We start from the raw sequence: 20,297 nt of genomic DNA, 5'->3' as shown, positions 1-20,297 counted from the left end.
TTTCAGCGCTGAAGGAAGCCGGGTCCAAGCAGCGACCGGTGGAGTCACGGTTTATCCTGCAGCCTGTCTGGTCTCGGATTGCCTGTATCACGAATTGGCCTGTATCAGGGAAGCAATATCGTGCACAATGGGACCACATGCCGCAGGCGGCAGTTTGGGGGAACCGGCGGAGGGACCGATTATGCGCAACCGGTGGCGGGTACAACGCCTTGTGAGCGGCACAGGCACGTCGCCGTTGGACACTCTGGTGGAGCAGCTCTGGCGCCTCCCGGTCGCTTCGGGTCAGGTCCGTGTTGTCCTCAACCCCGCTGCCGACGATGAATGGCGCGACGTGGAATCGTATTGGGTGCTTCCCAACGCGTCACAGGCGCGGCTGCTGATCCCGCTGGCGACGCCGCAGGTCACGGCCGCCAGTCTGCTCCAGTACCGGGCGTTGCGCCGCGGCAAAGTCAATACGGCGCGAATCCTCTTGGGATCGTTGGCCCGGCTGGGCATACGGCCGGTCCTGACCAGGTTGTGCGTTCAGGAGCGCGTGGCTCCGGTGGCGCGGGGAGCCCGGGAAGCGCTGCCGCTTGCCGCCGTGGCGGCCAAGCTGCGCGGCAGCGTCATGACAGAGGGAGAGGCCGGGCCGGACTTCCACGCTACGGGTCACCAATTGTTCGCCTCGATAGGTATCCGGGAAGGCGATAATCGCAAGCCGACGCTGCAGCTGGTGGACGGGGCGGGGAAGCCGGCCGGCTATGCCAAACTGGCCTGGAATGAGAGCAGCAGTGAGTTTGTCCGGACGGAAATCGGTGCGTTGAGGGCCGTCGGCGCGTCGGCCGGGCCGGTACGGGCTCCCGCTCTGCTGGCCGTTGGAACCCACGGTCAGTTTTCGTATCTGGTGACTGAGCCCCTGCCTCTGGACGTGCGCGCCGTGCGTGGACGTGTCAAGGGCCCCACCCCTCAGGAGCTCTTCGCCCTGTGCCCCGTTAGCAGGGTGGACACGCTGTCCTCCACCGAACACTTCCAGAATTTGAGCCGCCGGCTGGCTGCCCTTGACCCGGCGTCTGAACCGGAGTTGGCGCAGGCCCTGGCCCGCCTGGAAGAGTTGTTGCGCGCCGGGGATCCGTTGTTGCCGGTGGCCGAACGCTGGCACGGTGACCTTGTTCCCTGGAACACCGCAAGGGATTCCAAGGGTCTCCTGTGGTGCTGGGACTGGGAGTCGTGCGAGCCCGATGCGGTCGCCGGCCTGGACGCCGTGCACTGGATGTTCAGTGTCAGGCGCGAACGCGGCGAGGGTCCGATGGCAGCCAATCTGCTCCGTGCCATGGCGGACGCCGGACCGTTTTTCGAGGCAGCGGGTGTTCGGCGGGACGCCTGGCCCGTGCTGGCGGGGGTCTACGCGATGGTGGTAGCCGAACGGGCGTGGACGCTGGCTGTCCGCAACGGCGGCTGGGCCTCGTCTTGGATCTCCGTGCGGGAGCTGATCGACCTGCTCGGCGCCGCCCAGGGCCTCCTTGATGCCCTTGATGGGCAAGGAGCGGTTGAGGAGTCACCTGCCGGCCCGGCTGCGTCCACGGCACCGCCGGCCTAGGGATCCGCTCAGGCCCAGAGCGGATCCCGCTGGAGATAATCCGCAAGTTCCTTGTTGTGCGGGGCGTAATAGGACGTGAGTTCTTCTCTGGCGGCCTCGGGCATGGTGGACCGGGCGCTGGCATTGAACGTTTTGGTGGTTGGCAGGCTATATGGGGGGATGCCAAGGAAATCGCACACCCGGTTAAAGACGCCCTGGACGTCGTCGTACATATCCTCGCTGCGCAGGACCAGCAACTGGCCCTCCGGAAACGCGCGGTGCCAGTTCTGCAGCTGGGGCAGATACACGCCCCTGGCGCGGTAGGTGTAAAAGTCATGGGCGGTGCTGTAGTACCGGGAGTCGGCCGCCATTTTCCCGGACTCGCCCTCAAGCCTCGCGTCCTCGGCGGCCAGCGCCGCCTCGAAGCTGAGCGGCTCGACGCCGTTCTGGACCCTTTCCTGGTAATGGGAGTAGGCGCGTTCCACTGGATCTCTCAGCAGCGCTATCGCCTTGATATCGGGGGCGACCGCGCGCACCTGCATTGCGATCCGGGGGTCCCAGAGATAATACGGGGACGCCTCCCCGCTGATCGGACGGTAGCCCAGTTTCCGGGACAGCAGATTGCGGTACGACTCCGTGTGGAAGTGCGAGCGATACCAGAGCTCGCCTCGCCCGCGCTCCTTGAAGAAGTAATCAGTACTCTTCTTGCCCCGCACCTGTGGAAAGAGCCCCAGGACGCCGGGGTGCATCAAGAGGTAGTTGTACAGGGAGGTTGTGCCGCCGCGCTTTGCGCCGACGATCAGGAAGTCCGGCGCTGGCCTCGCTCCCACGGTCCCCTTGGCGTAGGACCGGGTGACCAGGTCACCGGCATCCTTCATCCACCGTGGTGCTGCGTCTTTGATGTCGCTGAGTCCAAGCATTGCAGATTCCTCATTGGTCTAGTGAGTGGTTACAGCAGGAAGGGATTCCAGGGAGGGGAGGGACTAGGTGGCGGTCGCGGTTTTACGGCGCACGGTGCGGGACAGGAGGGCAAGGTCGTCCAGGTGCAGCCGCTTTCTGTCCAGCCAGCACCACGTGGCGAGAGCGGCCATGCTGGCGGACCCGGCAACAAATACGGCCGCCGTTGACTGGCCCATCAGCACCCTGGTCAGCACGCTGACCGGTGCAACACAGGCGCCGGCGACAAACAGAGCGTAGAAAACCCGCCGCGCGCCGAACTTGATGCCCAGGAAGATACGGCTTTCCACGGAGGCTAGCACCGAGTCCAGCAGGAGGCTGAAGGCCCAGGAAACTGCCGCCCCCGTGATGCCCCAGAGGGGAACCAGCCACAGGTTCCCGATCACGTTCAGGACCAGCACAACCACCTTGTTCGCGGCCATCCACCCGCTTCTGCCGCTCATCATGAGCAGCGCGTCCACATTCCCGGCCATCAGGAACGCTATGGCGCCAACGCACAGCACCATTAGTGCCGTGCTCCCGCTCTCGAAACCGGGGCCCAGCCAGCCAAGGACGGTCGGGGCGAAAAACATGAACAGCGCATAGATCGGCGCCCCCAGCAGCACTATCCAGCTGACCGTTGTGGAGTAAAGATCCTGAACCTGGCGCGTCTTGTTCTCGCTGAGCAGGGCACTGAACCGCGGCGATATCACCATCCTCATGGCGGTGGAGACGATGAGCCCTACGCTGATGAAGCGGCTGGCGGCCCCGTAGACGCCAGCTGCCCCGGCCCCTGCGATCAGGCCCACCAGCACCACATCGAACCAGATGATCGACTGCTCCACGCCCGACGAGAACCATCGGGGTAACGCAAACTTCCATATCTGGACGTTGAGCCCACGGTCCGGCCACAGGGTCCCCCGTCCGCCGGCACCCCGTTCGTGCGCGTCGACGCGCCGCCACAGAACCATCAGGGCCGCCAACATTCCGATCGCCGCGGGCGCAGCCCATGCGATGGATGCCAGCACCGGGATCGTGCCCAGGCCCAGGGCACCGAGTCCGAGGGCGCCCAGCACCAGCAGGGGGCGGGCGACCGGCAGGCCGATGTTGCCGATGGCCGCATACGGCACAATGCTCCCCAGGCCGCGGGTTGCGGCAAGCGCAACCACCATGATCGCGGCCGCGGGCAGGAACCAGCTTGCCCCCTGCACCGCCTGCACTAGCTGTTGGCTGTCGGCGTCACGCCCGGTGCCGAGTTGGGGCGCAAGCACGGCCATCAGCAGTGCCAACAGGATCCCGACCACGGCGGTGGGAACGAGCAGGGCCATGGTGGCGCCCCGGAGCTTGGACCGGTCCGAGATCTGCAGGCGGGGGAGTACCCAGACGGCAGCGGTATCCATGCCGGCTTTCGCCAGGCCCAGCACGATGGTGAAGATGGCGATGGTCTGCAGCACGACGCCGGAGCCCGCTTCGCCCAGTGCACGCGCAAGGATGAACGTCAGCGCAAAGCCCATGACTGAGCCGATCGCAGCTCCCAGGATTCCGATGATGCCGCCGCGTGCGGCCTGCCGGCGTTCCGCGCTGTGGGGGGAAGCCCCCCGGTCAACTTCCTGCTCCACCCCGGCGGCGCTCACGACGACTTGAGGCTTCCGGCTTTGGAAATTGAATCGGAAACGGACGCCTTGGAAGCTGACTCCGCGAGGAGCGCCTTGGAGACTGTTCCCTGGGCGGCCGCTTTGGGCAAGCTTTTGACTTCCCGGTGCCGGCCCTCCTTCGCGGAGGCTTCCGGGTCAAGGATCCTTCGCCCGGATGGGACCAGTACTGTTCCCGCGAGCTGTGCCTCGATGTCGCTCATTTCGGCGGCGTTCAGAGCCAGCGCATCGATCCGGGTCCGCAGGCATTCCCCGACAAGCAGAACGAAATCGGAGAGACGACCGGCTGCCAGACGGCTCGAATGCGGTGCTGACGGCGGCAGAGCCAGAATGATCACCTGGCCCGAGTCGCGTCCAATGAGTTCCCGGCGGACCGCTTCGGTCACGAAGTCATCGGCGTCGAAGATTGTCCGTCCGCGTTGTGGCTGGAACACCGAGAGGGACTGTACGAGGCCGGATCTGAAGAGGCGGCCGTCGGTTCCGGCAGCATGGCTGTCCAGCTGTAGTCCGGCCGTCAGGACCCTCATTTGGTCCTCCGAGGCCCCCATCATGATCAACTCGACGCGGGTTCCAGCCTCAGCCAGCACGACCGCAAGGTTGGCAGCCACGTCCGAGGGCCGCGAATGTTGAGTCTCATCGATGACTGTCAGGGTGCGCAGCCGGTTGTTTGAGCTCGCCAGGAGCCGTTCACGCACCACACGGAACTGGTCCAGGTCCGCGCCCGCGGCAGGCATCGTTGCGCGGGAGGCGCTCAACCGGACCAGCAGGGGGCCCGCGCCCGCCCCGCGCACGTCGTACCAGTCCCGGACGCGCCGGTCCAGCATATTGACGGCGAACGCAAGCACCAGCCCCAACACGAAGGCGGCCAGCGAGCCGGTGAGCATCACCGTCACCGGCTGGGGGTGATAGCTCACCTCGTTCTGTGCCGCCGGGTTCAGTACCGTACCGCCGTTCGTGTCGATCAGGGACAGCTGGTTCAGCTGCGACTGGACACTCCCGATCTGGGCGAGGATCGAGGGTGCACTGCCACCGGCGCGCGGGAGAGCCTTCTGCAGGCCCGACAGCTGCTGCTGAAGCTGGCCCTGGAGCTTGGACTTCCGTTCCTCAGCCTGGCCTTGGCGGTAGGAGAGGTAAGAATTGGCGAGCGCATCCGCGCCCGCCCTGGCGTTCTGCGCCGTGCTCGAAGTGTAGGAAATCGCCATCGTCGTACCGTTGGCCAACGTCGTGACATTCACCCCGGCCCGGAGCGCCGCGACGGAGTCGCCGTGGGCCAGGTTGGCCGCGGCGGACTGGGCCACCACGAAGGAGCTTGCCAGCTGCTGTTCCGTGGAGGCGTCAAGCAATGCTGAGCTCGCTTTGGCGGGGTTAAAAGGGTCGGTGGTGATGACGTTGAGGTTGACAACGGTGGAAGCCGTCACGGAAGTCGGCGTCAAGCCCAGGTAGACCGCGGAGGCGCCGATTCCCAGGAGGGTGACCAGTGCGATGGTTTTCCATTGCCGTCGCAAAACTACCGCGTAGTGACCGAGTCCGACGGAAGAATTCTCGTCCATTTGTTCCTCAATCTGCCGACAGATCGCCGGCAATACGCCCAAAACGGGAGACCTTACTCAGCGCCGGGCCGGGGCTGATGGCACGACGATATAACCCGGCCGGCCGGGGGCATATAGGTATTTGTGTGCAGGTACTACTTAGGAACTACTCGTTGCCCAGCATTGTGCCGGTTGTCATACTGAACGCCGATAGCCAACCAGCCCGATACCTTCCTAAGAGGACGCCAGGCATGACAACGGACCTCCCGGCCGCGACAGCCGGCGTCGCGGCACCGCACCGAACCTTCGTTCAGCGCCAGGATCGGGAACGACCCGGGGCCACCGCCGAGTTGCCGCGCTGGCCGTTTGCGCTGATCTTCCTGGGTTACCCCCTTTGGTGGCTCGCCGGCCTCAGCGATCTCATTTGGATCGGCGTCGGCGGAATCATGTTCCTGTATTTGGTGCGATTCCGTTCGGTGCGGGTGCCGAAAGGATTTTCGGTGTGGGTGCTTTTCCTCCTCTGGATGACGTGTTCGTCCATCGCTATCGATTCACCGGATCGGATGCTCGGATTTGTTTACCGGCTGCTGGTTTATCTGGCGCTGACTGTCATTTTCGTCTATGTCTATAACGCCAAAGCGCACCTGAAGGTGCAGTACGTGCTCGGCTGCCTGACGGTGTTCTGGGCGGTCGTTGTGCTGGGCGGCTATTTGGGACTTCTATTTCCCACTGTGGTCATCCACACCCCGCTGAGCTTCGTTTTGCCGCAATCCCTGATGCGGAACGAGCTGGTGAACCAGATGGCCATCCGGCGGCTGACGCAGTTTAATCCCACCGCCTGGAGCTACATCGACCCACGGCCCAGCGCGCCTTTCCTGTACACAAACAATTGGGGCGCCGCATATTCTCTGCTCCTGCCGCTGGTGGTGGGCTACCTCTGGCAGATCCGCAGGAGCCGCCGCTTTTGGCTGGTGCTGGCGGCCATTCCGGTCTCCTTCATCCCGGCGTTCCTGACCCTTAACCGGGGCATGTTCCTGGGTCTTGGCATCGCGCTGCTCTACGCCGCCATGCGGATGGCACTGGCAGGAAACCGGAAGGGCCTTGGCGCGCTGCTGGGTATGGGGATCCTGGTGGCGATCATCGTCCAGGTCCTTCCCGTCACCGAACGCCTGCAGAACCGGCTCGGCGTCAGCAGCACCACCGAGGACAGGGAGTCCCTCTACGCCGAGGCCCTGAACGAAACGCTGAAGTCACCCATTTTTGGTTTCGGGGCCCCCAGGCCATCCGTCACCATTGGCGCACCGTCGGTGGGAACACAAGGTCAGATCTGGATGGTGCTCTATTCCCACGGCTTCCTTGCGGCAGCCTTCTTCCTGCTCACGTTCGCCGTCATGTTCTTCTATACACTGCGGCTCTCGGACCCGGTGGGCCTGGCCTGCAACACCGTCCTGCTGGTGTCGCTAGTGGAAGTGTTCTACTACGGCATGCTCACGTCGGGCCTGGCGCTTATGCTGATCGCAGGGTCAATCGGCCTGCAAAAGGCAGCCGCACTGAAACGGGGGCTGCGACCGCCGGGCAAAGGGGTGTTCCCATCGAACTTCTAAGCGAGCTCCGCAACGATATCAAGGCAAACCGTGGCCAATCCAAGGGCCAGTTCGTCATGGTTCTTTACCGGATTGCGCACGCAAGCCGCAAGCCATTGGATAGACGCCCCCGGCCGCATGCCGTCGTCATCGGCGCGGCGTACAGGCTGCTGGTGGAGTGGGTGCTGGGCGTCGAGATTCCCTGGCGCACCAAGGTCGGTTCCGGCGTGCGCGTCTACCACGGCGTCGGCGTGGTCATCAATGACCGGACCGTCATCGGCAACAATGTCGGCATCCGGCAGAACGTCACCATCGGCAACAAGGGTGCCGCCGGTCCGTGCCCGGTGATCGAAGACGATGTCGAGATCGGTGCCGGGGCAATCATCGTCGGCGGCATCCGAATCGGCAAAGGGGCCCGGATTGCAGCCGGCGCCCTGGTGACCAAGGACGTGCCACCGGGGTATATGGCGATAGGGAACCCGTCGGTGCTGCGGCCGCCGCTGGCTGTTTCGGCGGACACAACCCCCGCCTGAGCGGCCGTCCGCACTCCGCGGCTATCGGGTGGCGCTATAGACGTCGGTGCCGAAGTGGTTCAATCCGGAAACCCCCGCCATACCAAGATGCGGCAGGGAGAACGTGTCCTCGATACTGGCAAGCAGGCTGTAGTGGTTGTAGAGAGTGTCGGACGAGGTATTGGGACGCACGAAGGGCGAGATCACCAGGGCACCAACCTTCCCCCCTCCCGCACCGAAGACTGCCTGCAGCGGGGCCCCCCGATCGATGTTCTCCCCTTCCTCCTTGTCGCCCTCATCGAAGGTGATGACCAGCATCCCGTCCGCCATAAAAGCAGGGGAGGAGGTGATCGCCGGAACCCACTTCTTCAACCATGCATCAGCCGTGGCCAGACCGCCTGCCACCCCGTCGACGCAGGGGGAATCGTGTCCGTCGTTGCACGTGTTGGGCGTGATGTAGGACAGATTAGGGGTGGTTTCCACCGCTTTCAGATCCGCGGTCAGCCCGGTCAGGTCCACGACGTTCTTGGCGCAATCGGGGGAATCGGTGATCGCAGCAAAGTACACGAACGGATTATGTCGGGTGGCGTACTGGTCGCCGATCCTGGGCGTCTTGGTGGTGTCTGCGGCGTTCAGTTTAGGGTGCCGACACGCGGTGCCCATGTCCTCCATGTAACCCTTCCACGACAGCCCCGCTGAGCTCAGCTGCCCTGCAACGGTGGGCACACTATCCGGGTAGAGGCAGCCGAAGCCGGCAAGCTGGCCGTAGGACGCCGTGCCGGTCTGAGTAAATTCGTGGTAAACGGCACAGTCATGCATGGTCTTGGGGTTGGGGCCCTGTCCCGAGATCTGCGCTATGTAGTTCGGCAGCGAACTCGGCGCCACGGCATAATACGACGTCAGGAGAACGCCTTGCTGCCGCAGCGTCTGCGACAGGTACGGCGCCTGCGATTCCGCGCCCCACGCCCGGTCGTAGCTGGTGTTTTCCAAGTTGATGACAAACACGTGAGCCGGCTTGGTCGCCGCCGCCATGGCCGCGGGGGTGCCGCCCGCTCCCGGTTCGGACCCGGCCGGTTTGCCGCCGCACCCCGCCAGAAGGGATGCCAGGGCCAACGCAGCCACTCCAGCAAGTGCCGCGCCAGCAAGTGCCCGTCCGCTACCTGCCCGTCCGCCAAGGGCCCTGCCGGCGGCTGCTGTGGCCGGCAGCGTCGCCATGCCGGACTGCCGGCGGCGGGTTCGGGCGGAGGTACTGCGGTGCGGCCTCATATTGTTTCCATTCCCTCTGTCAGCTGATGCTGCGGCTTTGTTGGCTCTACAACTAGCACCAGCGTGCGGACCGGTCTATAGGTAGTAACGCCTTCATGGCGGCCCGGACGGCATCCGGAGGCGACCTGCCGGCTCCCCTTCGCCCCGCTCGGGTAGCGCCGCGCCGGGGGCGAGTAGTGCAGCAGATTTGACGGGTAGCGACGGACAGGATTCGGGTAGCCGGATGCCTTAATCCGCCTTACTTTTAGCGGTCACGGCGTCATACTCTTGCTTCACTCTTCGACTCTGAGGAGTGCCTGGTCTTCAAGCATGCGCCTCTTCCTGGCGCATTCCGGTCTCTTTCTAAGGGGGCTCCCTGTGTCGAGGGCGCGCGCTGTTTCAAAAATTGTTGGCCCGCTGGCCATTGCTTCAATAGTGTTCTCGACCCTGGTGGCCAATCCGTCACCGGCCTCGGCGGCGCCGGTGGTGGTGCGGAATGGATCGACGGCAGCGACGGCCGCGGCCTCCTGCTGGGAGATCAAGCAGGACAACCCCGCAGCCGCGGACGGCACCTATTGGCTGCTGACGCCGGCCATGGATGCCCCCGCCCAGTTCTACTGCGACATGACCACCGACGGCGGCGGCTGGGTCCTGGTCGGCAAGGGCCGGGAAGGCTGGGTAGTCAACAACAACGGGAAAGGCTCGCCGTCGGCGCTGCGCACTGCCGGACTGAGCCCTATGTCGTCAGCGACGACGCAGTACTCGGCCACTGTGGTGGAGGCTCTACTCAACGGCGGACGTCCGGACGCCCTGGCCGACGGTATCCGGCTCAAACGAGCCATGAATGCGGACGGAACGCAGTGGCAGGAAGCCCGCTTCAATACGAACAAGCAAGACCGCTGGGTCTGGACGTTCAGCGCGGAGCACCAGGTGGCCTGGTATTCCTTCAACGGCGTGCGCGGCGGCGGAGGGCTGACGTCCAACTTCGGGGCCGACGATGCTTACCAGCGGATCTACACGAATTCGCTGACGGACCAGGCACAGGGCTACACCCAGGGCTTCTCCTATGGCCCGACAGTCGCGGGCACCAGCAGCAGCACCAGCTACCTGTGGTCGGCCACGGACGGGCAGGGCTCCGCCCGTCCCTACACGGAGATGTATCTCCGTCCCCAATTTACCTCCCTGGACGCGGGGTTCACGCGCATCGGTGACAACGGCAGCGCCGTGAAAACGAATGCGCCGGTCGCGGCGTCCTTGGCGCTGGACAGCCCCTGGGGCCTGGCCGATCCGGTGACCCCGAAGCGCGAAGGCGACGTGCTGTCACAGGCGTTCGTCCAGAGCGGCAACACGATGTACGTGGGCGGCAACTTCACCGCCGTCCAGCGCACCGCCAATTCCACCGGGGCGGATAAGGTCCCCCAGGCGTTCCTGGCGGCATTCGACGTCACTACCGGCCAACTGCTGCCTGGATTCGCCCCGAAGTTTGACGGCTCCGTGATGTCCCTCGCAGTGCTGCCCAATGGCAACGTCGTGGCCGGGGGCACATTCACCACCGTGAACGGCGCACCGTCGCCCTCCCTCGTGACACTCAACCCCACAACAGGTGCCACGGCGACGAACTGGTCGGCGGTAGTGGAGGACCGCATCGTAGGGGACGTCATGAGGGTGACGGATATGGCCGTCAACGGGAAGTGGCTCTATCTGGGCGGTGCTTTTACCCACCTCGGCGGAGGAAGCCAGCCGACCGCGGTCACCTATGCGCGGGACCTGGGCCGCGTGTCACTGGCCGACGGCACACCGGACCCGGACTGGAACCCCAACATGGACGGGACTGTCATGGGCATCTCGCCGTCCGCGGACGGGAGCCGGGTCTATGCCGCAGGTTTCTTTTCCAACGCCAATGGGATGACTGCGCGCAGGGCTGCCGCCGTGCAGACCGTTGCCGGCGCCCCGTTGGCCACCCCGGCGTGGAACCCGGTCTGGAGTGCCCCCAAGGATTACCAGCAGACCGTGGGGGCCGTCGGTGACCGTGTCTGGGTTGGCGGCTCGGAGCACGGGCTCTTCAGTTTCTCCCCTTCGACGTTTGATCGGCTTTCGGGCAACATTGGCAAGAACCACGGCGATTTCCAGACGATGACGTCGAGCCCGACCGGCATGCTCTACGCCGGCTCGCACGGCCACGACTGGAACTATTCCAACGCGTTCACCTGGCCGGACGTGGGAACCGGCTGGACCGAAGCCGACGCCTTCAGCTATATCGGCGCGTGGGACGCGGGGACCGGCCAGATTGTCCCCACCTTCAGCCCGACCATCACCTGTGCCAAGAAGGCGGAAGGTGTGTGGGCGTCCGTGGTGGACAGCAATGGCACCTTGTGGGCAGGAGGAGACATAGCCACCGCGGCAACGCGAACTTCGGTGTCGAGGTGGGCGGGAGGCTTCGCGCGATTCCCGCAGACGGACGCGACCGCCCCTACCACCCCAGCCAACGTGACGCCGTCGTCGGACGGATCCACGACGGTGAAGCTGACGTGGGGCGCCGCTACGGACAACAGCGGCAGCGTTTCCTACCAGATCCTGCGTAACGACCGCGTTGTCGCCACCACCACCGGGACGAGCATGACCGTCCCGAAGGGCGGGGAAAACCGGTTCTTCGTGCGGGCGGTGGACGCCGCCGGCAACCTTTCCGCCAGCTCGCCGGCGGTGGTCACCAGCGGTGGAAATCCCTCGCCCGTGGCCGCCTTCACCTCCGCCGCCGACGGCTGGATCGAAACCTTCGACGCCTCGGCTTCAACCGACAACGGGAGTATTGCCGACTATGCCTGGAACTTCGGCGACGGCACCACCGGATCCGGCGCCACCGTCAGCCACACCTACGCCGCAGCCGGGACCTACCAGGTCCGTTTGGTGGTCACCGACAACGGCGGCGAACGAGCGGGCCTGACGAAGACGCTGACGATTGTGCAGCCTGCCCCGAAGGATGCCTACGGAGCTGCCGTTTACGGTGAGAATCCCACACTCTACTACCGGTTGGGCGACGGCAGCGGCACCACCGCGGCGGATTCAGGCAGCTCGGATAGCCCGGGGACGTATTCGGGCGGCGTGGCCCTCGGCTCCGCCGGGGGACTGCCGGGCCTGCCGGACACCGCCGCCACCTTTGACGGCACATCCGGCCTGGTGGCCAGCCAAAAGAGCTACGACAACCCCAGCACCTACTCACTGGAGCTGTGGTTCAACACCACCACCACCCAGGGCGGCAAGCTGATCGGCTTCGGGGACCAAGCAACCGGAACCTCCAACAACTATGACCGGCACGTGTACATGCAGGACGACGGCCGGCTGGTGTTCGGCACCTGGACTGGCCAGCCGAACACCATTACCAGCCCCGTCGCCTACAACGACGGCAAGTGGCACCTGATGGCGGCCACGCAGTCCTCCGACGGCATGGCCCTTTACGTGGACGGTGCGAGAGTGGGGACGAATCCGCAAACCCAGGCCCAGCCCTTCGCCGGGTACTGGCGGATCGGCGGCGACACGACCTGGGGTTCCAGCAGCCCGTTCTTCGCCGGAACCCTCGATGAGGCGGCCGTCTATCCGGCGGCACTGACGGCGGCAAAGGTGGCCCAGCACTACCACCTCGGCGGCGGCAACCTGGCTCCGGCAGCGTCCTTCAGCTCTGCGGTCAGCGCGGACTCGGCGGCTCTGGACGCCTCCGGCTCCACCGATGATGGCAGCATCGCCAGCTACGCGTGGGACTTCGGCGACGGCACGACAGGCACGGGCGTAACCACCACCCACGCCTTTCCCTCGGCCGGCACCTACCAGGTCACACTGACCCTGACCGACGACCTTGGACTGACATCCTCCGTCAGCCACCCGGTGGCGATCACGCGGCCAGCACCGGCGGATGCCTACGGGGCCGCCATCTACGGCGATAACCCCACGCTGTACTACCGGGTGGGTGAAAGCGACGGCACCACCGCGCAGGACTCCAGCCCGGCCGGCAGCGCCGGAGACTACTCGGGCGGCGTCACCCTGGGAGCTGCCGGGGCGCTGGCGGGAGGGGCAAGCACCGCGGCCACCTTTGACGGCAACTCCGGCCTGGTCGCCAGCCGCAGCTCCTTCACGAATCCGTCAACCTACTCCCTGGAGGTTTGGTTCAACACCACCACCACCCGGGGCGGGAAGCTGATCGGGTTCGGAAATCGCGCGACGGGAACCTCGGACAATTACGACCGGCATGTGTACATGCAGGATGACGGCCATTTGGTGTTCGGAACGTGGACAGGTCAAATGAATACGATCACCACGCCTGCTGCCTACAACGACGGGCTGTGGCACTCGGTGGTGGCCACGCAGTCTTCCAACGGCATGGTCCTCTACGTGGACGGTGCCGAGGTGGGAACCAATCCGCAGACGGCGGCCCAGGACTACACGGGCTACTGGCGGATCGGCGGCGATACGACCTGGGGTTCCAGCAGTTCGTTCTTCGCCGGCACCCTCGACGAGGCTGCCGTCTACCCGTCGGCACTGACGGCGGCGCGAGTGGCCAAGCACCACGAACTCGGCACCACCGTGCCGCCGGTGAATAAGGTGCCGGTGGCATCGTTCACTTCGACGGTGAAGGATCTGGGCATCACGGTGGACGGGTCCGGCTCCTCGGATTCGGATGGCACGGTTGACTCCTACGCCTGGGACTTCGGAGACGGGTCCAWTGGTCAGGGTGCGACGGCGACCCACACGTATGCGGCTGCCGGAACCTACACGGTGAAGCTCACCGTGACCGACAACCAGAGCGCGACGGGTGAGAAGACGGACCAGGTGACCGTGACGGCTCCGCCGGTGAATAAGGTGCCGGTGGCATCGTTCACTTCGACGGTGAAGGATCTGGGCATCACGGTGGACGGGTCCGGCTCCTCGGATTCGGATGGCACGGTTGACTCCTACGCCTGGGACTTCGGAGACGGGTCCAATGGTCAGGGTGCGACGGCGACCCACACGTATGCGGCTGCCGGAACCTACACGGTGAAACTCACCGTGACCGACAACCAGAGCGCGACGGGTGAGAAGACGGACCAGGTGACCGTGACGGCGCCGGCACCGGTGGACGTGGTTGCTGTTCCGGCCAAATCCGCATGGAGCTGGCGCTACGAAGCCACCGCGCCTCCCACCGGCTGGAAGGGACAAGGCTTCGACGCCTCGTCCTGGAAGACCGGAAACGGCGTCCTGGGCTTCGGCTCCACGGGCCTGGGTACTAATGTCGACGTCAGCACCGGAACCAGCACGCGACCGCTTGCTGCCTACTTCATCAAGACGTTCACGGTGGATAACGCAGCCAGCGTTTCCAAGCTGACGCTTAAGACGGTGGCCGACGACGGCGTGGTGGTGTACGTCAACGGAACCGAGGTGGGCAGGAGCAATATGCCTGCCGGCACCGTGACGTTCAATACCTACGCATCGAGCGCACCTCGCACCTCGGTGGCCGCGGCCAGCCCGGTGACGATGGATGTGCCGGTGGTCCTGCTTCGGAACGGTGCCAACACGATCGCCGTCGAGACGCACCTGAACTACCGCGCTACGGCCGACATCAGCTTCGACCTGAACGCCACTGCAACGGTCGGCGGGACGGTGCCGAACCAGGCCCCGGTCGCCAAATTCACCTCGACGGTTTCGGGACTGGGGGTTGCGCTGGACGGGTCCACGTCGGCCGATCCTGACGGGACGGTGGCATCGTATGCCTGGAATTATGGTGACAACACCACCGGGACAGGTATCACGGCCACGCACACCTATGCCGCCGCTGGGACGTACACGGTCACGCTCACGGCTACGGATAACAAGGGCGCAACCGGTGTGGCAACGGCTCCGGTGACAGTCACCTCGGTGACGGGGCCGGTGGATGTGGCCGTGGTGCCGGCGAAGTCTCCCTGGAGCTGGCGCTACGCCTCAACGGCGCCGGATGCCGCGTGGAAGAACAACGGGTTTGATGCCTCCTCGTGGAAGATCGGCAATGCGGTTCTCGGGTTCGGCTCAACAGGCCTGGGAACGAACATCGATGTGCCGCCGCCGACCAGCAGCCGGCCGCTGGCAGCCTACTTCCTCAATCAGTTCAATGTGGACAACCTCACCAAGGTCTCGAAGCTGACGCTGAACACCGTGGCTGACGACGGGGTGGTGGTGTACGTCAACGGAACGGAGGTTGCCCGGCAGAATATGCCGGCCGGGCCGGTGACGTTCTCAACGTACGCGTCAACCGCGATCAGCACAGCCAAAGCCAACGCGGCGCCGCTGTCCATCGACGTGCCGCTGTCCGTGCTGGTGGCAGGCATCAACACCATCGCGGTGGAAACCCATCTGAACTACCGCTCTACACCAGATGTCAGCTTCGATCTCAAGGCCACGATGACCAAACAGCCCTGAGCCGCAGCGGGGGATCACGCCCCGCTATGAGCACCAGATGGACCCGTCGGCTGCTGTATCAGCGGCCGGCGGGTCCTTTTCTGCGCGGCTGGGGGAGTGTGTCGCCGTCCCGGACTGCCCGGGGGTTGAGCGTACGGTCGGTCAGCTTGGACCGCGTGGGCTGCCGCAGGGCAGGGTGCTCCGCCGTCGGACGGCTCAGGGAATCAGCAAGCCGGGTTGTCCGGGAAGGTCACTTCACTGACGAGCCAGGTCCGCATCGGGGACTGCACCAGCGTCATGACGTTCAAGGACCGGTCCTTGGCGCTGCCTTTCTGGACCGTCACTCCGGCCTTCGTCAGCACGGAAACAGCCGAGGAATCGATACACACGTTGAGGGTGACGGTCGGCGGCTTTGCGCTCGGCTGGTAGCGGACCACCTTAGTTGACACTACTTTCGGTTTGCCCTCGAGGTGCCAGCCGTTGGCCTCGAACTCGGTGGTTCTTGCCATCAGGGAGTCGTAGGCGGAGCCGGTGGCCACCGCGGAAAGCTCGGCCTTGGACGGCGGGGTCACCTTGGCTAGCACCGCGGCCGTCCTGCCCACATACGCGGCAGCGTTCTTCGCCACCGACGCCGCCACCGGGGCCGGAACAGCAACGGCGGGTGTAGCGCTGGCCGACGGGTCTGCCGAAGGCTTGGCGGCCGCAGCGGCAGAACCGGACGCCGTCGGGAGCGCACCAGCCTGCGAAGAACTGCCCTGAGCGTCGGGCCGGCCCGCACTGGGGCTGGCTTGCGTGACAATCAGCAGAACCACCAGGGACGCCAGCGCGACGGCGGCGACTACGATGCCGGTGGTGCGCCGTCTGGCTCTCGGAGCCTGACCGGGTTCGGACATGTTTGCTCTCCCTCGATAATCGCCACATTCGCCGAGACCTTCGGCGTCATCGGAGCTCTGCCACGGCTCAGGCAATGACCAGTATCGTACACAGCCAGTGGTGCTGACTATAGCCGGGACTGGTCGACGGCGGTCGGGAATCTATCCGCGGCTTCGCCTCGACGGCGTTGGCAAACGCCTTCGTCGCCTGCCGGTGTCCGCGCCGGTTTCTGACGACAAATGCGCCCGAGCCAGCGGGCGTTTCCCTGGTCGGGTGGACGCCTCGCCATGCATCCTCGGGCCCCCTTGCCAGTGGACAGCTTTTTAAGCACAAAAAAACCCCTGGAATCCGTGGATTCCAGGGGTTTTCCCATGTGCGCGGAGGGGGACTTGAACCCCCACCCCCTTTCGAGGACTAGCACCTCAAGCTAGCGCGTCTGCCATTCCGCCACCCGCGCAGGTGGTATTTCCGGGAACAATTTCGCCTTTCAGCGTTTTGCTTTTCTCGGAAGCAGCGAGAAAGACTCTAGCACGAAGATTCCGGAAACAAATAATCGGGGCCAGTGGGTAGGCTGAAGCCAATACACAGCCACTGCCACGAGGAGCGATATGACTGACGTTCGGCCCGAAGATGAGGTTGTCCGGATCTGCCAGGAACTGATCCGGATCGACACGTCCAACTACGGTGATGGTTCAGGGCCGGGGGAGCGGGCCGCAGCGGAGTACACCGCCGGCCTCATCACCGAGGTCGGGCTGGACGCCGAAATCTTCGAATCGGCGCCGGGCCGCGCCAGCGTAGTCACCCGGATGGCGGGCGAGGACCCCTCGGCCAGCGCCCTGGTGGTCCACGGCCACCTCGACGTCGTTCCGGCGCTGCGCGAGCAGTGGTCCGTTGACCCGTTCGGGGGCGAACTCAACGACGGCCTGATCTGGGGCCGCGGCGCCGTGGACATGAAGGACATGGACGCCATGATCCTCTCCGTCCTGCGGGATTTCGCCCGCACCGGCCGTAAGCCCAAGCGCGACCTGATCTTCGCTTTCTTCGCCGACGAGGAGGCCGGCGGCAAGTACGGCGCCGGCTACGCCGTTGAACACCGGCCCGAACTTTTCGAGGGCGCCACCGAGGCGATCTCCGAAGTCGGCGGATTCTCGGCCACGATCGGGGGCCAGCGCACCTACCTGCTGCAGACCGCGGAGAAGGGCCTCTCCTGGCTGCGGCTGGTGGCCCACGGCCGCGCCGGCCACGGCTCCCAGATCAACACCGACAACGCGGTGACCCGGCTCGCCAGCGCCGTTTCACGGATCGGCGAGTACCGGTGGCCGGTGGAGCTGACACCCACCACCCGGCAGTTCCTCGACGGTGTGACGGAACTCACCGGCGTCGAATTCGACCCCCACGACCCGGACAAGATCCTCAAGGAGCTCGGCACCGTTGCCCGCTTTGTCGGCGCCACCCTGCAGAACACCACCAACCCCACCCTGCTCAAGGGCGGCTACAAGCACAATGTCATCCCTGAATCGGCCGAAGCCCTGGTGGACTGCCGGACGCTGCCCGGCCAGCAGGAACAGGTCCTCGAGATCGTCCGCGAACTGGCGGGCACCGGCGTGGACGTCAGCTACGTCCACCAGGACGTCTCGCTCGAAGTCCCGTTCGCCGGCAACCTGGTGGACTCTATGATCGACGCGCTGCACTCCGAGGACCCCGGCGCGAAGGTCCTGCCGTACACGCTCTCCGGCGGCACTGACAACAAGGCCCTGAGCCGGCTCGGCATCACCGGGTACGGCTTCGCGCCGCTTATGCTCCCGGACGAGCTGGACTTTACCGGCATGTTCCACGGAGTGGACGAGCGGGTTCCGGCCGACTCGCTGAAGTTCGGCTCCCGCGTGCTGAACACCCTCCTGAGCAACTACTGAGAGGCACCTCACAGGAATGGCCCCCACAGACATGACGCCCGAAGACATCCTGCCCGACGCCCTGCTGGAGCGAATCCGCGCCCGCGCGGCCGGCTATGACCGGGACAACGCGTTCTTCACTGAGGACCTCCGCGAGCTTGCGGACGTCGGCTACCTGAAGATCTTCGTCCCCGTGTCCGACGGCGGCCTGGGCCTGGGGCTCGCCGGGGCAGCACAGCTGCAGCGGCGGCTGGCCACGGCAGCCCCGGCCACCGCGCTGGCGATTAATATGCACCTGGTGTGGACCGGCGTCGCGCACGTCCTGGCCGCACGGGGCGACTCCTCGCTGGACTTCGTCCTGCAGGAGGCGGCGGAGGGCGAGATCTTCGCGTTCGGCAATTCCGAAGCGGGCAACGATTCCGTGCTCTTCGACTCGAGGACCGAGGCGACGCCGCTGCCGGACGGAAGCTACGGCTTTACCGGGCGGAAGATCTTCACCAGCCTCTCTCCGGCCTGGACCCGGCTGGGAATTTTCGGCAAGGACGCTGCGGCGCGCGGCGGCGAGGGCGAACTGGTGCACGGCTTCATTGACCGTGAGACCCCGGGCTACCAAATCCTGCCCGACTGGGACACCCTGGGAATGCGGGCCAGCCAGTCCAACACCACGGTGCTGGAGGGCGCCGTGGTGCCGCCGGAGCGGGTCTTCCGCAAGCTCCCCGTAGGCCCGAACGCAGATCCGCTGATCTTCGCCATTTTCGCCTGCTTCGAGACCCTCCTGGCGGCGGTCTATACGGGGATCGGTGAGCGGGCGCTGCAACTCGGCGTCGAGGCGGTCAAGCGCCGCACCTCGTTCAAGAACGGGGGCCGCAGCTACGCCCAGGATCCCGACATCCGTTGGAAGGTCGCGGAAGCGGCGATGGCGATGGACGCGCTCTACCCGCAACTCGCCACCGTGGCGTCCGACGTCGATGCCCTCGCGGACCACGGCCACCAGTGGTTCCCGAAGCTCGTCGGGGTTAAGGTGCGCGCCACCGAGACCGCGCGCACCGTCGTGGATCTGGCGATCAGGGTTTCCGGCGGTTCGAGCTATTTCCGTGGTTCCGAGCTTGAACGGCTCTACCGGGACGTGCTGGCCGGAATGTTCCATCCGTCCGACGACGAGTCAGCGCACAATACCGTGGCCAACGCCTGGCTTGGCCCGCTGGAGTCCTAGACGATCGCCAGCGCGGCCTACACGGTCCGTTGGACCTGGATGACCTTCCGGCGGAGCCAGAAGCGGCGTCCGCCGCCGACATAGAGGACGCTGCGCTCGAGTTCCCATTTGCCGTACTCGGAGTGTGCGGCGAGGATACGGCGGGCCTCGGGCAGCGAATCCTCAGAGCTGACCGTCAGCACGAGGTACTCGTACTGACGTGCGTAGTCCCGCTCCCGACGGACCGAGCTGCTCAGAAAATGTTCCTTCATTGCTCTCCATTTTCGTCTTTTTCGGGCTAACGTGAAGTCATGAGCATCGATCCGCGTGTCGCGCTTCAGTCCCTAACCGCCGCCCTCGAAGAACACCTGGCCGCTGCCGCGGCGCGGCGGGGAGACGGGGATCCCGCGGTCGAAGCGGCCTTCTTCGCCGTCGCCGATGCTTTTGAAGTCTACGACGACTCCCTCTATGAAGCGTATGGCGAAGTGACGCCCCTTGAGGTCATCGACGAAGAAGATGACGAGGACGAAAGCGAAGACGTCGACGACGAGGAAGATCTCGAACTCCTGCAGGACAACTAGCAGCCAAGCCACGTTCGGAACGACGCCGGCGCCCCCTCCCGCTCCCTGGCGGCCGCGCGGAGCCATAGCATCCCTAGAGCTGCAATTCCCCGGATCTCCCCAGCTTACGGGCGTACTCTGTGGACAGTCCTCGGGACGCTGTTCGAGTCCGCAAAGGCTCGCAACGCCCTAAGACGTTCTATGTCCCGGGTTGGCCCGATGTCGGAGGTTGTTGTTGCCTGCACCACGGCGCAGCGTCGGCCTGTCGGAGGCCGGCGTTGACGAAGTCCCCTCGACCGACCGCGCTGACGCAGACGCCCCGGCCCGTTCCCCTGCGCGCTGGTCGACCGTCCGGCGGAGCCTCCCGGGCCG

At 65.3% G+C, this 20,297-nt stretch carries 13 protein-coding genes and 1 tRNA gene; 7 read left to right on the top strand and 7 right to left on the bottom strand.

The features are described from left to right. The first annotated feature begins 211 nt into the window (after positions 1–211). Entirely contained in the window at positions 212–1,576 is a 1,365-nt protein-coding gene (locus AC1DH3_RS06285; protein WP_441417812.1) for a hypothetical protein, read from the top strand. An 8-nt stretch (positions 1,577–1,584) separates the two neighbouring features. On the opposite strand, the gene AC1DH3_RS06280 is transcribed toward AC1DH3_RS06285, so the two are convergent. From AC1DH3_RS06280 to AC1DH3_RS06270, 3 genes are all read right to left on the bottom strand, one after another. Then, complete coding sequence (locus AC1DH3_RS06280; RefSeq protein ID WP_476908828.1) at positions 1,585–2,475, bottom strand: sulfotransferase family protein; 891 nt, start codon at positions 2,473–2,475, stop codon at positions 1,585–1,587. A gap of 63 nt (positions 2,476–2,538) precedes the next feature. Beyond that, the gene (locus AC1DH3_RS06275) at positions 2,539–4,125 is read right to left on the bottom strand and encodes a lipopolysaccharide biosynthesis protein (protein WP_476908827.1); all 1,587 of its coding nucleotides are present in this window, start codon (positions 4,123–4,125) and stop codon (positions 2,539–2,541) included. After that, positions 4,122–5,693: a hypothetical protein gene (locus AC1DH3_RS06270; protein WP_476908826.1), complete on the bottom strand. Its 1,572-nt coding sequence runs from the start codon at positions 5,691–5,693 to the stop codon at positions 4,122–4,124. The genes AC1DH3_RS06275 and AC1DH3_RS06270 overlap by 4 nt, the downstream gene beginning before the upstream one ends. A 230-nt stretch (positions 5,694–5,923) precedes the next feature. On the opposite strand from AC1DH3_RS06270, the gene AC1DH3_RS06265 reads away from it, so the two are divergent. Both AC1DH3_RS06265 and AC1DH3_RS06260 read left to right on the top strand, forming a co-directional pair. Then, positions 5,924–7,276: an O-antigen ligase family protein gene (locus AC1DH3_RS06265; RefSeq protein WP_441417808.1), complete on the top strand. Its 1,353-nt coding sequence runs from the start codon at positions 5,924–5,926 to the stop codon at positions 7,274–7,276. 95 nt (positions 7,277–7,371) lie between these two features. Next, positions 7,372–7,788, top strand: a complete 417-nt coding sequence (locus AC1DH3_RS06260; RefSeq protein WP_441417807.1) for a serine acetyltransferase — start codon at positions 7,372–7,374, stop codon at positions 7,786–7,788. Positions 7,789–7,809: 21 nt separating this feature from the next. Here the strand turns inward: AC1DH3_RS06260 and AC1DH3_RS06255 are convergent, their stop codons facing one another. Continuing rightward, positions 7,810–8,772: an alkaline phosphatase family protein gene (locus AC1DH3_RS06255; protein WP_441417806.1), complete on the bottom strand. Its 963-nt coding sequence runs from the start codon at positions 8,770–8,772 to the stop codon at positions 7,810–7,812. Between the two features lie 675 nt (positions 8,773–9,447). On the opposite strand from AC1DH3_RS06255, the gene AC1DH3_RS06250 reads away from it, so the two are divergent. Continuing rightward, positions 9,448–15,429: a PKD domain-containing protein gene (locus AC1DH3_RS06250; RefSeq protein ID WP_476908825.1), complete on the top strand. Its 5,982-nt coding sequence runs from the start codon at positions 9,448–9,450 to the stop codon at positions 15,427–15,429. Positions 15,430–15,632: 203 nt separating this feature from the next. On the opposite strand, the gene AC1DH3_RS06245 is transcribed toward AC1DH3_RS06250, so the two are convergent. Further along, the gene (locus AC1DH3_RS06245) at positions 15,633–16,301 is read right to left on the bottom strand and encodes a hypothetical protein (protein ID WP_441417804.1); all 669 of its coding nucleotides are present in this window, start codon (positions 16,299–16,301) and stop codon (positions 15,633–15,635) included. A gap of 354 nt (positions 16,302–16,655) precedes the next feature. Continuing rightward, positions 16,656–16,738 (bottom strand) — tRNA-Leu (locus AC1DH3_RS06240). A gap of 151 nt (positions 16,739–16,889) precedes the next feature. Between AC1DH3_RS06240 and AC1DH3_RS06235 the strand changes: the two genes are divergently transcribed. Then, complete coding sequence (locus tag AC1DH3_RS06235; RefSeq protein WP_476908824.1) at positions 16,890–18,194, top strand: M20/M25/M40 family metallo-hydrolase; 1,305 nt, start codon at positions 16,890–16,892, stop codon at positions 18,192–18,194. 31 nt (positions 18,195–18,225) lie between these two features. Next, positions 18,226–19,386, top strand: a complete 1,161-nt coding sequence (locus AC1DH3_RS06230) for an acyl-CoA dehydrogenase family protein (RefSeq protein ID WP_476892529.1) — start codon at positions 18,226–18,228, stop codon at positions 19,384–19,386. Between the two features lie 17 nt (positions 19,387–19,403). On the opposite strand, the gene AC1DH3_RS06225 is transcribed toward AC1DH3_RS06230, so the two are convergent. After that, positions 19,404–19,637 carry a DUF5703 family protein gene (locus AC1DH3_RS06225; protein WP_476908823.1) on the bottom strand — a complete coding sequence of 78 codons (234 nt, stop codon included), beginning with the start codon at positions 19,635–19,637 and terminating at the stop codon, positions 19,404–19,406. Between the two features lie 39 nt (positions 19,638–19,676). On the opposite strand from AC1DH3_RS06225, the gene AC1DH3_RS06220 reads away from it, so the two are divergent. Beyond that, a complete protein-coding gene (locus tag AC1DH3_RS06220; protein ID WP_175323663.1) occupies positions 19,677–19,946 on the top strand; it encodes a hypothetical protein in 270 nt (89 codons plus the stop codon). Positions 19,947–20,297 lie beyond the last annotated feature (351 nt).

Source organism: Arthrobacter sp. 05L428 (genome assembly GCF_056397665.1).
This window is presented reverse-complemented; position numbering and strand designations above follow the sequence as displayed.

Excerpts from the sequence above, each read along its gene's own strand:
- AC1DH3_RS06235 (WP_476908824.1), top strand. The coding sequence starts at position 16,890 with ATGACTGACGTTCGGCCCGAAGATGAGGTTGTCCGGATCTGCCAGGAA.
- AC1DH3_RS06245 (WP_441417804.1), bottom strand. The coding sequence starts at position 16,301 with ATGTCCGAACCCGGTCAGGCTCCGAGAGCCAGACGGCGCACCACCGGC.
- AC1DH3_RS06230 (WP_476892529.1), top strand. The coding sequence starts at position 18,226 with ATGACGCCCGAAGACATCCTGCCCGACGCCCTGCTGGAGCGAATCCGC.
- AC1DH3_RS06265 (WP_441417808.1), top strand. The coding sequence starts at position 5,924 with ATGACAACGGACCTCCCGGCCGCGACAGCCGGCGTCGCGGCACCGCAC.
- AC1DH3_RS06225 (WP_476908823.1), bottom strand. The coding sequence starts at position 19,637 with ATGAAGGAACATTTTCTGAGCAGCTCGGTCCGTCGGGAGCGGGACTAC.
- AC1DH3_RS06280 (WP_476908828.1), bottom strand. The coding sequence starts at position 2,475 with ATGCTTGGACTCAGCGACATCAAAGACGCAGCACCACGGTGGATGAAG.
- AC1DH3_RS06270 (WP_476908826.1), bottom strand. The coding sequence starts at position 5,693 with ATGGACGAGAATTCTTCCGTCGGACTCGGTCACTACGCGGTAGTTTTG.
- AC1DH3_RS06220 (WP_175323663.1), top strand. The coding sequence starts at position 19,677 with ATGAGCATCGATCCGCGTGTCGCGCTTCAGTCCCTAACCGCCGCCCTC.